This is a genomic window from Lonsdalea britannica (assembly GCF_946477055.1).
In the GTDB taxonomy this organism is placed as follows: Bacteria; Pseudomonadota; Gammaproteobacteria; order Enterobacterales; family Enterobacteriaceae; genus Lonsdalea; species Lonsdalea britannica_A.
In genome coordinates this window covers 1-14,386 of record NZ_CAMKXG010000067.1, presented here as the reverse complement: position 1 = coordinate 14,386, position 14,386 = coordinate 1, and the positions used below count along the sequence as shown (strand labels likewise).

At 56.1% G+C, this 14,386-nt stretch carries 14 protein-coding genes; 7 read left to right on the top strand and 7 right to left on the bottom strand.

Annotated elements, in window-relative coordinates:
• Window positions 1-93, top strand: a 93-nt coding sequence (locus Q7O77_RS06830; RefSeq protein WP_304164797.1) for a hypothetical protein, incomplete at its 5' end; no start/stop codon positions are given.
• A gap of 40 nt (window positions 94-133) precedes the next feature.
• Here the strand turns inward: Q7O77_RS06830 and Q7O77_RS06825 are convergent.
• The 6 genes from Q7O77_RS06825 to metB all read right to left on the bottom strand — a co-directional run bounded on the left by Q7O77_RS06825 (window position 134) and on the right by metB (window position 7,718).
• Window positions 134-502, bottom strand: a complete 369-nt coding sequence (locus Q7O77_RS06825) for a YijD family membrane protein (protein ID WP_304164794.1) — start codon at window positions 500-502, stop codon at window positions 134-136.
• 25 nt (window positions 503-527) lie between these two features.
• Entirely contained in the window at window positions 528-1,172 is a 645-nt protein-coding gene (fabR, locus tag Q7O77_RS06820) for an HTH-type transcriptional repressor FabR (RefSeq protein ID WP_074729089.1), read from the bottom strand.
• A 381-nt stretch (window positions 1,173-1,553) separates the two neighbouring features.
• A complete protein-coding gene (gene oxyR, locus Q7O77_RS06815) occupies window positions 1,554-2,471 on the bottom strand; it encodes a DNA-binding transcriptional regulator OxyR (RefSeq protein ID WP_304164790.1) in 918 nt (305 codons plus the stop codon).
• 490 nt (window positions 2,472-2,961) lie between these two features.
• Entirely contained in the window at window positions 2,962-3,858 is an 897-nt protein-coding gene (gene metF, locus Q7O77_RS06810) for a methylenetetrahydrofolate reductase (RefSeq protein WP_304164787.1), read from the bottom strand.
• Between the two features lie 261 nt (window positions 3,859-4,119).
• Window positions 4,120-6,555, bottom strand: a complete 2,436-nt coding sequence (locus tag Q7O77_RS06805; protein ID WP_304164784.1) for a bifunctional aspartate kinase/homoserine dehydrogenase II — start codon at window positions 6,553-6,555, stop codon at window positions 4,120-4,122.
• Window positions 6,556-6,557: 2 nt separating this feature from the next.
• Window positions 6,558-7,718 (bottom strand): cystathionine gamma-synthase, encoded by a 1,161-nt coding sequence (gene metB / locus Q7O77_RS06800; RefSeq protein ID WP_304164781.1) that lies wholly within the window; start codon window positions 7,716-7,718, stop codon window positions 6,558-6,560.
• A gap of 185 nt (window positions 7,719-7,903) precedes the next feature.
• Here metB and metJ point away from each other — a divergent pair, with 185 nt between their 5' ends.
• Complete coding sequence (metJ, locus tag Q7O77_RS06795) at window positions 7,904-8,221, top strand: met regulon transcriptional regulator MetJ (protein WP_085689936.1); 318 nt, start codon at window positions 7,904-7,906, stop codon at window positions 8,219-8,221.
• 95 nt (window positions 8,222-8,316) lie between these two features.
• Here the strand turns inward: metJ and rpmE are convergent, their stop codons facing one another.
• Window positions 8,317-8,532, bottom strand: a complete 216-nt coding sequence (gene rpmE / locus Q7O77_RS06790; protein WP_026740894.1) for a 50S ribosomal protein L31 — start codon at window positions 8,530-8,532, stop codon at window positions 8,317-8,319.
• 275 nt (window positions 8,533-8,807) lie between these two features.
• On the opposite strand from rpmE, the gene priA reads away from it, so the two are divergent.
• The 5 genes from priA to Q7O77_RS06765 all read left to right on the top strand — a co-directional run.
• The gene (gene priA, locus Q7O77_RS06785; RefSeq protein ID WP_304164775.1) at window positions 8,808-11,006 is read left to right on the top strand and encodes a primosomal protein N'; all 2,199 of its coding nucleotides are present in this window, start codon (window positions 8,808-8,810) and stop codon (window positions 11,004-11,006) included.
• Between the two features lie 230 nt (window positions 11,007-11,236).
• The gene (cytR, locus tag Q7O77_RS06780) at window positions 11,237-12,277 is read left to right on the top strand and encodes a DNA-binding transcriptional regulator CytR (protein WP_304164772.1); all 1,041 of its coding nucleotides are present in this window, start codon (window positions 11,237-11,239) and stop codon (window positions 12,275-12,277) included.
• Between the two features lie 80 nt (window positions 12,278-12,357).
• Window positions 12,358-13,191, top strand: a complete 834-nt coding sequence (gene ftsN, locus Q7O77_RS06775; RefSeq protein ID WP_304164770.1) for a cell division protein FtsN — start codon at window positions 12,358-12,360, stop codon at window positions 13,189-13,191.
• Between the two features lie 83 nt (window positions 13,192-13,274).
• A complete protein-coding gene (gene hslV, locus Q7O77_RS06770; RefSeq protein WP_026740890.1) occupies window positions 13,275-13,805 on the top strand; it encodes an ATP-dependent protease subunit HslV in 531 nt (176 codons plus the stop codon).
• Between the two features lie 9 nt (window positions 13,806-13,814).
• Window positions 13,815-14,386 (top strand): AAA family ATPase (locus tag Q7O77_RS06765; RefSeq protein ID WP_304164764.1); only part of this gene is annotated, 572 nt, incomplete at its 3' end.

Here is a 14,386-nt window from a genome sequence, read left to right as displayed (position 1 = left end):
CAGACACACAAAATCAGCCAACTTGCGCTATTTGATCAGTTCCCCTACACCCATCACATGGAATGCGGCGTTTTACTGGAAAAGTTAGTCTAACGCCTTCGCAGCCGGATTTCCCGGCTGCCAGCTTGATTGATTAAGAGGCATGGTCGTCAGGCGACGGACGGCCACGCAGCTTGATGATCAGCCATAAAGCCAGCAAAACGCAGAGAATGGACGGCACGAAGTTGGAGCCGATTTGAGGATACTCTGCCCGAATCATCGCACTGAAAAGCAACAGGCCGAACAAAAAGCAGCCTGCAACCAACTTCGGCAGCCCAAGCGACATCTCCAGGCGCCGATAGCGTTGATGCAGACACCAAACTGACAGCGCCAACGCGATGAGCGGAAAAATGGAAAACGGAACAATGGCGCTAAACAAAGCAGCGAATGAGCCATTGACGGATAAACCGGCAATCATCGACAGCCACAACGTCCCTTTCTCTGCATTTTTCAGTTTTGCCATGATGTTCCTCAACGAGTCTAAAAGACTACGGCGTAGTAAATCCTTTGCTCAGCTCTCTTCGATACCAGTAATACGCCCCTTTCGCAATCATCCTCAGCTGTAGTACCAGGCGTTCTTCCAGCTGGCTTCGCTGTTCAGCACCGATGTCTAGCGCCTCCGCGCCCGCGCTGAAAACAATCGTCACCATCGCCTCCGACTGCGCCTCGGCGAAACTGCGTGGGATATGATTTTCGACTTCGAGGTAGTCCGCCAGTTCGGCAATGAAATGCTGAATTTCCCGGACAACAGCGGCACGAAATGCGGCGGAAGTACCGGAACGTTCACGCAGCAAAAGGCGAAAAGCGTTCGGATTGTTGCCGATGAATTCCATGAAGGTGGATACAGACGTTCTGATGACGCTGCCGCCGCTCTTGACGATGCGCTGGCGAGCCTGCCGCATCAGTTGGCGGAGCATCAGTCCGCTCTCATCTACCATCGTCAGACCGAGTTCATCAACATCACGAAAATGGCGATAGAAGGAAGTGGGGGCGATACCCGCCTCGCGGGCAACCTCACGCAGGCTAAGGCTGGCAAAACTGCGTTCAGCGCTCAGTTGGCTAAATGCAGCTTCAATAAGGGAACGACGCGTCCGTTCTTTTTGTTGTGCTCTAACACCCGTAGTCTTGCTCAAAGTGATTTGCTCTCCTTACTTAGAGAGGCACTATAGCAAACTTTGCTCACTACAAAGTGCGTCAAAGTTTGTCCGTATAAAAAGTGACAGTAGCGCGATTTTCTCAGGAAATCGTCGTGAGTAATCAAAAGGCCAATATTCGCAATTAAGCGACTGATGATGGCCTGTATACCGACGATTTAGGCAAAATCGCGACTGTTCTCGACTCGACACATATCGAGATAAAACCTGAAGAGGCATGTACGCCCCACAGACTTAATCCTGTACAAAGCACTATCCGAGGTTGTTCTCGGATGGCGCGATCAGCAATCCATTCGCATAAGCAATAATTCGCGCCCCAACCATGGAGACGCTCAATCAGCAACCATCCACTCGAACCATTTAAACGGCCTGCTTCGCCTGATTGTCCAGATACAACTGCATGTGCTCGCGAATGGCATCGGCCAACTGCTCATATCGGCTGCGCAGCGGCGAGCCTGGGCGATAAACCAGTGCGACCGTGCGCTTTGGTTCCGGTTTGTAACACTGGAGGTAAGACACGCCGTCACGCGTTCTTTCTTTCGGAACCGACAGGGAAGGCAATAGCGTAATCCCGCTACCCGCCGCCACCATGTTTCTCAGCGTCTCCAGACTGGTCGCCCGAAAATGCGTGTCTTCATCCGCACCGGCCTGGAAACAGAAGCCCATCGCCTGATCGCGCAGGCAGTGGCCGTCTTCCAGCATCAACAGTTTCTCCCCGGCCAGATCCGACATTGCGACCCGCTCGCGATTGGCCCAGGGATGATCCTGATAAATCGCCAGTTTCATCGGTTCATCGAACAGCGGCACTTCGATAAAGGCTTCCGACTCTTTCACCATGGCAAGAATGGCGCAGTCCAGTTTACCGCTATCCAACTGAGCCAGCAGTTGATGGGTCTGCGCTTCGTGCAAATACATTTCCAATTTTGGAAACGTTTTGTGTAGCATGGGGATAATGTGAGGAAGGAGATAAGGGCCTACGGTCGGGATCAGTCCGATATGCAACGGACCAGACATGCTTTCACCTTGCTGGCTCGCCATCTCTTTCAGCACTTTGACTTCGCGCAGTACCGTTCGAGCCTGTTCGACCAACAGCAAGCCTGCTTGTGTAAACAGCACTTTGCGGCTGGTACGCTCTAGTAACATCACGCCCAGCTCGTCTTCGAGCTTGCGAATCTGCCCGCTCAGCGTAGGTTGGCTAACGTGGCAAGAATCAGCGGCTCGGCGGAAATGCCGGTGCTCCGCTAACGCCACAAGATATTCTAAATCCCGGATGTTCATGCCTTAATTCTCCTTAAACACGATAGCCCATAACGATAGATAGGATAGCAATGAACGATTAGCCCTATCAACCTCTGTGAGCAATAATACTTCCAAGTTAAGCAAACAGCTCTCTTTTTGTACGCTACCGAACATGAAGGTGAACTTATTCAACGCCTCCACCAGGGCAGAGAAGCTACAACTGGATTGTGGCATTCAGGATCAGTGAATTTCTGGCAGGCCGGGGCTACCCTACCCCATGCGGGCTACCGGCACCGGATATTCACTAACGGTACAGAATCACGCCGATATCATCCTGAAAAGCAGACAAGTAAAAAGAAAGCCAACGATACTTTGGCGGGCCTCAGGCCCGCTTTTTTTTTGCCTATCGATAAGAGTGATGGAGAAACCGGCGAGAGCTGCATGCCTGCAGTCAGAAGGAGCGTGAAGGCATCCCCGTCAGTAGGGAATGCCGATAAGAGTGGCGCCGCTGCACGCCAGCGCGAGACAATCAGGCCGCGATGGCGGGACGAACCCCTAGCGTATGACAAATCGCATAACTCAGCTCCGCGCGATTCAGGGTATAGAAATGGAAGTCTTTCACCCCTTCCCGTCGCAGGATTTTCACCATATCCATCGCAATGGAAGCGCCCACCATCTTGCGCGTTTCCGGATCGTGATCCAGCCCGTCAAACATCGCCGTCATCCAGTTCGGTACGCGTACGTTAGTCATCGTGGCAAAACGCTGCAGCTGTCGGAAGTTAGAAACGGGTAAAATTCCCGGCACAATTTCTACGTCGATCCCCGTGGAGACACAACGATCACGAAAACGCAGATAGCTTTCTACATCGAAAAAGAACTGGGTGATAGCGCGATTAGCACCCGCATCGACTTTACGTTTCAAATTGATCAAATCTGCCTGGGCGCTTTTGGCCTCAGGATGTACTTCAGGGTAGGCCGCCACAGAGATATCGAAGTCGCCCACGTCTTTCAGCAGGGTCACCAGGTCCGCCGCATAAAGCTCAGGTTTGCCACCTTCAGGGGGGAGATCGCCTCGCAGCGCGACGATGTGACGAATACCGCTTTGCCAATAATCCTGTGCAATCGCTTTCAGCTCATCACGACTTGCGTCAATACAGGTCAGATGCGGCGCCGCATCAACGCCAATGCGTTCTTTAATGGCTTTAATGATGCTATGCGTGCGGTCGCGCTCGCCGGAGTTAGCGCCATAAGTCACCGACACAAATTTGGGTTTCAGGCTGCTCAAACGGTCAATTGAACTCCACAGCGTCCCTTCCATCTCACTGGTGCGCGGCGGGAAAAACTCGAAAGAAACATTAATGTGCCCCTGCAATTCCGCCAGGCTCTGATTCAGCGCCTCCTGATGATTCGCGTGGAAAAAACTCATATCCTTACCTCAATTAGCCGTTGTCATTGCCACCATGCAAACGTCTATACGTTTAGACGTCTATATAAAAATGGCCGAATCGCTACCAGTAGTCAACGCTTTGGGAGCTGATGTTTATTCATGCAATGTGAGGAGGATTCATGTTGCTTTCGTGTCGACACAACACGTTGATTTTAGGCATAAAAAAACCCGAAGCAGAACGCTTCGGGCGGAGTAGGAACACAGCGATTTTTCACGACGACTTCGCCGATATCCTCAAGATCAGAGCAGTTGAGCCAACCGGTTCAGATCGGATTGGATAGCTCCGGAGGTCACATCACGACCCGCCCCCGGACCTCGGATAACCAGCGGGTTATCCCGATACCAACGGCTTTCGATAGCGAAGACGTTGTCGCACGGCAGCAATGCGGCCAGAGGGTGATCCGGACGGACGGCTTCCACCCCGACGCGCGCCTTACCGCTGGCATCGAAGCGCGCCACATAGCGCAGCACCAATCCCATTTCATTGGCCGCTTCCAGCCGCTGTAGCATTTGGTCGTCCAGCGACTCGCCGTCCTCGAAGAACTGGTCGACGGAGCCCTGTTCACAGCCTGCGGGGACCAGCGACTCGACACGCACCTGCGACGGCTCGATGTCATGGCCGGCTTCGCGCGCCAGAATCACCAGTTTACGCATCACGTCCTGACCGGACAGATCGTCTCGCGGGTCCGGCTCGGTCAAACCTTGCTGCCATGCCTGATCCACCAGCTCGGTGAACGGCACCGTGCCGTCGAACTGCAGGAATAACCAAGACAGCGTGCCGGAAAAGATCCCGCTAATGGCCAAGATGCTGTCTCCGCTTTCACACAGGTCGCGGACCGCATAGTTCACCGGCAATCCGGCGCCGACGGTGGCGTTATATAACCAATGACCGCCGGTTTTAGCGAACGCATCGCGGATTTGACGATAATTGTCGCCGCCGGAAGCGCCCGCCTGTTTATTCGCGCTGATGACATGAAAACCGTAGCTCGCAAAGTCCAGATAGAGATCGGCCACGGCCCCACTGGCGGTCACATCCAGCACCACCAAATCATCATAAGGATGAGCGCGCATCCACAGGAACAGCTCATCTTCGTCGCGTTCCTGAGCTTCGTCGTCGAAATAGGCCAGCACACATCCCGCATCTAAGCCATCGTGATTAAGCAAGCTGCGGCGACTGTCGACGACACCGGCCAGAACAAATTCAAAGCCGGTACGCGCGGACAGATGAGTTTGTTCGCGAGCGAACAGCTCCAGCCAGCGGGAGCCAATGTTTCCTTTACCGAACAGCACCAGTCCGATGCGCTTTTCCGCTCGGAACAGGGAATGATGCAGACCCCGTACCAGATGCTCTGTCGGTCCGACGCGCAGCACCGCCGCAAGACTGATGCTATCGTCCGATTCACAAACGAATTCGACCGGCTGGTCTTTTAGCTGCTGATAAAAACGGTGGCTATGAAGCGGGTTATTGCCGACGCCAGCCCCGACGACCGCAACGATCGCCAAACCTTCGCGCAGTTGAAGCTGAATCGGCAGCGCCGACTGTTCCAGCAGCGACCAGGCGCTATCAACCACTTCCGAGGTATAGCAGAACTGCAACAAATTACGGTCAGGATGGATGCCTGTCGCCAGCGCTTTAATCTGCGCGCGCTGAAGCAATTGTCCGGCGTCCTGCTGCACACGTTGGAAATCGTGTCCATCTTGTACCGTCACCTCAATCAGACAAACATCATCATGGCTGGTGACGATCTTGGCGCCGGTCCCAGAGGCCAAAACGCGTTCAATACGCGTCGACCCCTGTTCGGGTTGATAACTGCAGCGCAGTTCAAGGTTGATATCGCTGCCAGACACCGGCTGCAACGTGCGGGTATGGAGGACCGGAGCGGCTAAACGCGCCAGTTCGCTGGCTTCGTCCAATCGCAGCAGCGGCAGCAGACAGGCATCTTTGACTTTGCGCGGATCCGCGCTGAACACCCCGGCAACGTCGCTCCAGATTGTCACACGTTCGACATCCGCTAACGCGCCGATCTGAGTGGCCGAATAGTCACTCCCATTCCTTCCCAGCAGGACCGTTTCACCCGCTTCATTGCGGCTGATAAAACCGGTAATCACCAGACGCTGATTAGCATGCTGTGTGAGCTGCTGCTGTAACAGCGGCCAGGAGCGTCCTTCGTCAACCTGCGGCAACGCGGAGCGCTCCGCGCAGAGAAACGTGCGCGCATCCAGCCAGGAGGCATCGATGTCTGATTGATTCAGCACGGCGGCCATCAGACGGGCAGACCAGATTTCTCCGTGTCCGACGACTTCGGCGTAAACCGCGTCGGTGATTTTGCCATCCAACAGCGCCGCCAGACGCTCAAGGTCATGGATAAATGCAGAAGTCAGCCGCTCTGCCGCGGCCTCCTGCAACAGGCCCGCAATCAGTTCGCTTTGATAGCGGCGCAGCGCCTGCTGCACCTGATGCGCGGAAATACGGTCGGTTTGACTGAGCTTTAGCCAGCTAATCAGCTGGTTAGTGGTGCCACCCGCCGCCGACACGACCATCAGGTCACCGGGACGGCTATATTCGGCCATAATACCGGCGACGCGCTGATAGCATTTCACATCAGCCAGACTGCTGCCGCCAAATTTATGCAGTTGCCGACCTGTGGTGGCACCCGCTATCCCTAAAGCACTCATCGTTACCTCTTTGCTACTGCCTGAAATGCCTGTTTCAAATCGGCGACCAAATCGTCGCCGTCTTCAATACCGACGGAAACTCGCAGCAGCGTTTCGGATATCCCTGCTGCAGCGCGCGCTTCCGGGGCCATTCCGGCATGAGTCATGGTGGCGGCGTGGGAGATCAGGCTCTCAACGCCCCCCAACGACTCCGCCAGCGTAAATAGCTCCAGTGAGGACAGGAAACGGCGCAACGTCTCTTCATCGCCGTCCAGCTCAAAGCTCAGCATAGCCCCAAAACCGGATTGCTGGCGACGCGCGATGTCATGCCCGGCGTTTTCCGGTAAAGAGGGGTGGTACAGTTTTTTCACCAGCGGTTGCTGCTGGAGGAATTCCACAATCTGCAGCGCGTTCTTCTGCGCCGCCGCCATGCGGGGAGACAACGTTCTCAGGCCGCGCAGCAGCAGATAGCTGTCAAACGCCGCGCCGGTCACGCCAATATTGTTGGCCCACCAGGCCAGTTCGGTCACAAGCTCTGGGTCGCGCGCAATGACTGTCCCCGCGACCACATCCGAGTGGCCGTTGAGATACTTGGTGCAGGAGTGCACGACCAAATCGGCGCCGAGACTCAGCGGATTCTGCAGCGCCGGACTCAGGAAGGTGTTATCCACCACGCTCACCGCACCCGCATCACGCGCCGCCTGACAGATCGCGGCGATATCGACTACGCGCAGCAGCGGATTACTGGGGCTTTCCACCAGCACCAGCTGCGGTTTTTCCGCCAGCGCCGCTTTCAACTCCGCGTCGTTGCCCTGATCGACGAATTTCACCCGGAACGCGCCACGTTTGCTCAGGCTGTCGAACAGACGGTAGCTGCCGCCGTAGCAGTCATGAGGCGCTACCAGAAGATCGCCCGGACGCAGGAAAACGGTGCAAACCAGCAAGATCGCCGACATACCGCTATTCGTCATCACCGCGCCCGCCCCGCCTTCCAGCTCGGCAAGCGCCCGTTGCACGACGTCGCGGGTCGGATTGCCGCGTCGTGAATAATCGTGTTCACGGGGCTGATTGAAACCGGCGAAGTTGTAAGTGCTGGAGAGGTTAATAGGGGGAACGACACAACCGTACTGCTCGTCGTTATTCAACCCGCTGCGAACTGCGATAGTGGCCTGTTTGCGCGTCATCGGTGAGATTCCTGACTGGTAGCTGAATGAAGAGACCCAAGAGTAAACGCAGTCAACATAGACGTCAATACATCTAGACTTCTAAACTTCTTTGCGTATAGATTGAGCATCCCTATAATAATCGCTAGAATTAAGACAATTTATGACAGTGACTGTCCTCATCACGATAATTTTTAAGGTATCTCATGGCTAAGTGGAATGGCGAATACGTAAGCCCATACGCTGAACACGGCAAGAAAAGTGAACAGGTCAAGAAGATCACAGTTTCCATTCCGTTGAAAGTATTGAAGATTTTAACTGATGAACGCACCCGTCGTCAGGTGAACAACTTGCGTCACGCCACCAACAGTGAATTGCTTTGCGAAGCGTTTCTCCATGCATTTACCGGGCAACCGTTGCCGAATGATGAAGACCTGCGTAAAGAACGCTGCGATGAAATCCCCGAGGCGGCCAAACAGATTATGCGGGAAATGGGTATCAACCCGGATACCTGGGAATACTAAGTGATGCCGTGAACGGCATCCAGAAACGACAAAGGCACCCGAGGGTGCCTTTGTTATGCGCGGAAGAAAATCCGCGGCAAAAACCGTGAAGCAAATTACTTCTTGCTGCCCGGGATGCTGAAACGCTTGTTGAAGCGATCAACACGACCACCGGTGTCAACAACACGCTGTTTGCCCGTGTAGAACGGGTGGCAAGCGGAGCATACGTCCAGGTTCAGATCGTGACCCGCAGTAGAACGGGTTTTGATGACGTTACCGCAAGAGCAAGATGCAGTAATTTCGCTGTAATTCGGATGGATACCTTCTTTCATGGGAAACCTCTGATTAAGGCCGTGTCGCTATCCAGCCCTATTCCGCCAGACACCACACGAGGTTGAAGTTGAATTCGTTTTATCTTTATACACGCGGTATAAAGGCGGCGAATCATACAGAAATTAACCAGCCGATGCAATCACCCCCACACAGAACCTGCCGCACCATGTACACTATCGCCCGGATGGTTTTCCGCACAATCGCATTGTGCCGCTTTCGACTCGCCATCCATGCTGTATAAAGAGTTTCCCCTTAGCTTTCGGACGGAGATGCCATGCCTGTCGTTCAGGTTGCCCTGCCCGTGCCACTGGCGCGTACTTTTGATTATCTGCTGCCCCCGGGATCCCTTCCCCCGGCTCCCGGCATGCGGGTACGCGTACCGTTTGGCAACCGCAGGATGATTGGCATTGTGACCGCTCTCAGCGATAACAGCGCGCTGCCGTTGACCCAGCTCAAACCCTTGCAGGACGTGCTGGACCCGGAGTCGTTATTTCCCGCCAGCCTGTGGCGCATCCTGATGTGGGCCGTGGAGTACTACCACTATCCCATCGGCGAAGTGCTGTTTCACGCGCTGCCGACGCTGCTGCGTCAGGGTAAACCCGCTCATACGGCGCCGCTGTGGCAGTGGTTCGCCACCGAACAAGGGCGTGAAACCCCGCTGCCGACGTTGAAACGCGCGCCCAAACAGCAGCAGGCGCTGGCCGCGTTACTGCAAGGGCCGCTCTACCGTCATCAGGTCAGCGACGCCCAACTGACCGAAGCCGCTCTGCAAGCATTACGCGCTAAAGGGCTGTGCGACCTGAGACCCCTATCGCAAGCGCCGCGAGACTGGCGACCGGACTTCAACGTCAGCGGCGAACGCCTGCGTCTGAATACCGAGCAGGCGACCGCCGTCGGCGCGATACGCAGCGAAGATCAGCATTTTTCCGCCTGGTTGCTGGCTGGCATTACCGGCTCCGGCAAGACCGAGGTGTATCTCAGCGTGTTGGAAAACATCCTGGCGCAGGGAAAGCAGGCGCTGGTGCTGGTACCGGAAATCGGATTGACGCCACAAACCATTGCTCGCTTCAGAGACCGCTTTAACGCGCCGGTAGACGCGCTGCACTCCGGTTTGAACGACAGCGAACGTCTGGCCGTGTGGCTGCGGGCGAAAAACGGGGAAGCCGCCATCGTGATCGGCACCCGCTCCGCCCTGTTCACGCCTTTCGCTCGACTGGGTCTCATCGTCATCGACGAAGAGCACGACAACTCCTATAAACAGCAGGAGGGGTGGCGCTACAACGCCCGCGATCTGGCCGTGTTCCGCGCTCGGGAAGAGAATATCCCTATCGTCATGGGCTCCGCGACTCCGGCGCTGGAAACGCTGTATAACGTCCAAATCGGCAAATACCGTCAGTTACGTCTCAGCAAACGAGCCGGTAATGCGCGGCTTGCCCAGCAGCATATCCTCGACCTGAAGGGACTGCCGCTCAACACCGGTCTATCGCAACCCCTGATTGCACGGATACGCCACCACGTTCGGGAAGGAAACCAGGTTATTCTGTTTCTTAATCGGCGCGGCTTTGCGCCGGTGGTGATGTGCCATGAATGCGGCTGGATCGCCGAGTGTCCACGCTGCGACCACTATTACACACTGCATCAGCACCAGCAGATGCTGCGTTGCCATCACTGCGACAGCCAGCGGCCGGTGCCACAACAATGTCCTGACTGCGGCTCAACCAATATGATGCCGGTGGGACTGGGCACCGAACAGCTCGAACAGGCGCTGCCCGCCCTCTTTCCCGAGACACCGATTACTCGCATCGATCGCGATACCACCAGCCGCAAGGGAGCGCTGGAGCAACAGCTGGCGCAGGTGCGTCAGGGCGGCGCCCGGATCCTGATAGGGACGCAGATGTTGGCTAAAGGCCACCACTTCCCTGACGTGACGCTGGTGGCGTTGCTGGACGTGGACAGCTCTCTATTTTCCGCCGACTTCCGGGCCGCGGAACGATTCGCCCAGCTTTACACCCAGGTCTCCGGCCGCGCCGGACGCGCAGGAAAAGCCGGCGAGGTGGTATTGCAAACTCATCACCCTGAACATCCGCTACTGCAAACGCTGTTGCAGCAGGGCTACGACGCCTTCGCCGCCCAAACGCTGAAAGAGCGCCAAAGCGTGGCCCTGCCGCCGTTCACCAATCACGTTCTGTTTCGCGCTGACGATCATGATAATCAGCAGGCCAGCCAATTCCTTCACCAGCTGCGTAACCTGCTGGAAGCCAGCCCGCTGCGCGACGAAAACCTCTGGGTGCTGGGACCGGTGCCCGCGCTACAGCCCAAACGCGCAGGACGATTTCGCTGGCAGCTGCTGATTCAGCACCCCTCTCGCGCGCGGCTACAGCATCTGCTGCGGACTTCCCTGAGCCTCGTCGACACCCTGCCGCAGTCGCGCAAAGTGAAATGGGTGCTGGACGTCGACCCGACGGACGGGTGACGTTCTCTTCATATTGATTCTTCTATGATTTTGCGAACCAACGCGAAAAACGCGCGCTTGACGCTGTTCAGCGAATGATAAATCCACAACTATAATGCGTGATCTGTTAGTGCTTACGCCGCAAGGCGCTATGCTGAACACGGTGAAAATCTAACTGCGGTATACAGGCGGTCCTGGCTGACAGGCGTCAAAAGACGCAGCAGCGGAAGCTGGCGTGAGGAGAATAAGCGTTGGAGAACAAAGACACGGCCGCTGCAACGATGAAAGACGTGGCGGACAAGGCGGGCGTCTCAACCGCCACAGTATCCCGAGCCCTGATGGATCCGGAAAAAGTCTCGGCCGGAACCCGACAAAAGGTCGAGGAAGCGGCCAAGGCCGTCGGCTATTTGCAATACGCGTCCGCTCGTTACGCCAAACGGCATGAAACCCGAACGCTATTGGCGATCGTCCCGGATATCAGCGATCCTTTTTTCAACGAGGTGATTCACGGGATCGAAGAGACGGCGGCGGCACGGGGTTATCTGGTTCTGATTGGCGACTGCGCATACCAACAGCGACAAGACAGGAAGCTGTCCGATCCCAACATCACCACTCAGGTGGACGGTATGCTGCTGCTCGGGTCCGACTTGCCGTTCGATGCCGGTAAGGCGGCACGCCGCAATCTGCCGCCGATGGTGATGGCGAATGAGTTCGCTCCTGAACTGGAAATGCCGACGGTCCATATCGACAACCTGACTGCCGCGTTCGACGCCGTGCACTATCTTCATGAGCTGGGCCATCAGCGCATCGCCTGTATTGCAGGCCCAGATACTCTGCCTCTCAGCGAATATCGGCTGCAAGGCTACATTCAGGCGTTGCGGCGGGGCGGCCTGACGGTGGATAACCACTATATCGTGCGGGGGGATTTCAGCTACGACACCGGCATCCGCGGGTTGGGGGTTTTGATGTCACATCCTACCCCACCAACCGCGATTTTCTGTCATAGTGATACCATAGCGTTGGGTGCGCTGGCGCAAGCTCATAAAATGGGTCTGAACGTGCCGCGGGATCTATCGCTAATGGGATTTGATGATATTATCCAGGCCAGCTACTGCTTCCCCCCGCTCTCCACCGTGGCTCAACCCCGCTACGAAATCGGACGTGAGGCAACGCTGCTGCTGCTTGAACAGCTGCAGGGGCATTCCGTAACCCGGGGCTCACGCCTGCTGTCCAGTAAACTGGTCATTCGCGACAGTACCGCTCCGCCGAATTTTGCGCGTCACCGGCTTTAGGAATCACGGTGCTAGTCAAACATTTTAGGGTTCAGTAACATGACATCCTGTTACTTTTTTTACTTCGTAGTGAAACGATAGTGGCACAAAGAGACTATGTCGGGCGGGGGCGTTCAGGCACACGCCGGAAAAAGACATCCAGCCGGAAAAAAAAGGGTTCCTCAGGCGCATCCAAAACCATGATTGCGCTGGCGGTTGCCGTATTGGTGACCTTCGCGGGCGGGCTGTATTTCATTGCCCATAACAAACCGCAGGAAATTCCGGTACTTCCTAATCATGCCGGCGGCAAGGGCAACGGGCTTCCGCCTAAACCCGAAGAACGCTGGCGCTACATCAAAGAACTGGAAAATCGCCAGATTGGCGTGACGACACCGACGGAACCTTCCGCCGGCGGCGAAGTGCGCTCGGCGGGGGAGCTAACGGAAGAGCAGCGCCAATTGCTGGAGCAGATGCAGTCGGACATGCGCCGCCAGCCGACCCAGCTGTCCGAAGTGCCGTATAACGACCAGACTCAGGTGCCGCGATCTCAGGTGTTTATCAAACCGCAGACGGCGACGCCTGCGCCTGTCGCGCCGCTGACGCAGCAACCGAATCAGAATGTGCCGAAAACGGCGCCCGCTGTGCCGAAAAATACCGCTCCCGCCAACACGGAAACGGCCAAGGCTCCGGTGGACAAACCCGAGAAAGCGCAGCGGTGGATGATCCAATGCGGCTCATTCAAGGCCATGGCTCCAGCAGAGTCCATCCGAGCGCAACTGGCCTTCGCGGGCGTCGAAAGCCGTATTACCAGTAGCGGCGGCTGGAATCGCATCATACTCGGTCCTTACAGCAGTCGCCCCGCGGCGGACAAGATGGTCCAAAAACTGAAAGGTATGGGCAACAGCAGCTGTATTCCATTAGCCTCCGGGGGTTGAAAACCCCCGTCCCGTCCCCATTTCTAACTTCAACATGCCCCGCACATTGCGGGGGCCTTTTTCTTTAGAACGGGGATTAGCTCGTGACAACAATCGTAAGCGTACGCCGCAATGGCCAAGTCGTCATCGGCGGAGATGGTCAAGCCACCCTTGGCAACACCGTCATGAAAGGTAACGTGCGGAAGGTACGCCGTCTTTATAACGACCGTGTCATCGCCGGATTTGCGGGCGGCACCGCAGACGCCTTCACCCTGTTTGAACTGTTCGAACGTAAATTGGAACTGCACCAAGGACATCTGGTAAAAGCCGCAGTGGAATTAGCCAAAGACTGGCGTACCGACCGCATGCTGCGCCGTCTGGAAGCATTGCTGGCCGTGGCGGATGAGAACGCCTCGCTGATCATCACCGGCAACGGCGATGTCGTACAACCGGAAAACGACTTGATCGCTATCGGTTCCGGTGGTCCCTATGCCCAGTCCGCCGCACGCGCCCTGTTGGAGAATACCGACCTGAGCGCCAAAGAAATCGTCGAGAAATCACTCGGTATCGCCGGTGATATCTGCATCTATACCAATCAGTTCCACACGATTGAAGAATTAGCCTCCAAGGCGTAAGGATCTACTATGTCTGAAATGACCCCGCGCGAAATAGTCAGCGAGCTTGACAGCTACATCATCGGCCAGAACAAGGCGAAACGGGCCGTGGCAATCGCCCTGCGCAACCGCTGGCGTCGCATGCAACTGGACGAAGACCTTCGCCACGAGGTTACGCCAAAAAATATTCTGATGATTGGCCCGACCGGTGTAGGTAAAACCGAGATCGCCCGTCGTCTCGCCAAACTGGCCAACGCGCCGTTTATCAAGGTGGAAGCGACCAAGTTCACCGAAGTCGGCTACGTCGGTAAAGAAGTGGACTCCATTATCCGCGATCTGACCGACGCCGCGCTGAAGATGGTGCGTCACCAGTCTCTGGAAAAGAACCGCGTTCGCGCCGAAGAACTGGCGGAAGAACGTATTCTGGACGCGCTGATCCCACCGGCCAAAAACAACTGGGGACAGTCTGAAGAGAATCAGGAACAGTCTCCTGCCCGTCAGGCTTTCCGTAAAAAACTGCGTGAAGGCCAACTGGACGATAAAGAAATCGAGATCGAACTGGCCGCCGCGCCGGTAGGCGTTGAAATCATGGCGCCTCCGGG

Excerpts from the sequence above, each read along its gene's own strand:
- metF (WP_304164787.1), bottom strand. The coding sequence starts at position 3,858 with ATGAGTTTTTTCCACGCGAATCATCAGGAGGCGCTGAATCAGAGCCTG.
- Q7O77_RS06825 (WP_304164794.1), bottom strand. The coding sequence starts at position 502 with ATGGCAAAACTGAAAAATGCAGAGAAAGGGACGTTGTGGCTGTCGATG.
- rpmE (WP_026740894.1), bottom strand. The coding sequence starts at position 8,532 with ATGAAAGAAGGTATCCATCCGAATTACAGCGAAATTACTGCATCTTGC.
- metJ (WP_085689936.1), top strand. The coding sequence starts at position 7,904 with ATGGCTAAGTGGAATGGCGAATACGTAAGCCCATACGCTGAACACGGC.
- Q7O77_RS06805 (WP_304164784.1), bottom strand. The coding sequence starts at position 6,555 with ATGAGTGCTTTAGGGATAGCGGGTGCCACCACAGGTCGGCAACTGCAT.
- priA (WP_304164775.1), top strand. The coding sequence starts at position 8,808 with ATGCCTGTCGTTCAGGTTGCCCTGCCCGTGCCACTGGCGCGTACTTTT.
- oxyR (WP_304164790.1), bottom strand. The coding sequence starts at position 2,471 with ATGAACATCCGGGATTTAGAATATCTTGTGGCGTTAGCGGAGCACCGG.
- metB (WP_304164781.1), bottom strand. The coding sequence starts at position 7,718 with ATGACGCGCAAACAGGCCACTATCGCAGTTCGCAGCGGGTTGAATAAC.